The sequence below is a fragment of the Pseudoalteromonas sp. MMG012 genome (assembly GCF_018100875.1).
Classification (GTDB): domain Bacteria; phylum Pseudomonadota; class Gammaproteobacteria; order Enterobacterales; family Alteromonadaceae; genus Pseudoalteromonas; species Pseudoalteromonas aurantia.
In genome coordinates, this window is the sequence record NZ_JAGJEF010000230.1 from 1 (window position 1) to 472 (window position 472).

At 45.3% G+C, this 472-nt stretch carries 1 pseudogene; it reads right to left on the bottom strand.

Features of this window, described 5'->3' with window-relative positions:
• Positions 1-46: 46 nt before the first annotated feature.
• Positions 47-472, bottom strand: a pseudogene (locus J8L97_RS23195) (hypothetical protein); the annotation flags it as partial.

The following is a 472-nucleotide window of genomic DNA, read 5'->3' on the forward strand; positions in this document are numbered from 1 at the left end:
CCTGCGTTGTCTAGCTGTTGTGCCCAATATTCTATGGAGAGTGCATTCATTCGATCACCTCCGTAGCTTCAAAGCCCATTTCGGCCAGCCATTCACCGCTGGGCTTGGCGTCATCTAAACCACCATAAGTGCGGTATAGTTCATTCCATACATGCGCAAGTTGAGTTAGTAAAATTTTGCTGTCGGCATACATTGCAGATTTAGCAGCGTCGTAGGTTTTGTCGTCCATCGTGATCGTTTCAAGTTGCTCACTCAGCACCAGCATTTGGTTGCAACCTTCGCGGATCTGGTTTTGGGTTTTAGCCAGTGCTTCAAAAAAGCTTTTTGCTTCACCTTTCCATTTTTCAGCGCTGAACTTTTTGCTATCTAAGTCAGCTTTTAACTCAATGATCGTGCTTTCTTTTGACGTTGCACTATCACGCGACGCTTTCAGCATTCGCTCTGTTGCATCTAACTCTTGTGCAAGTTTGTC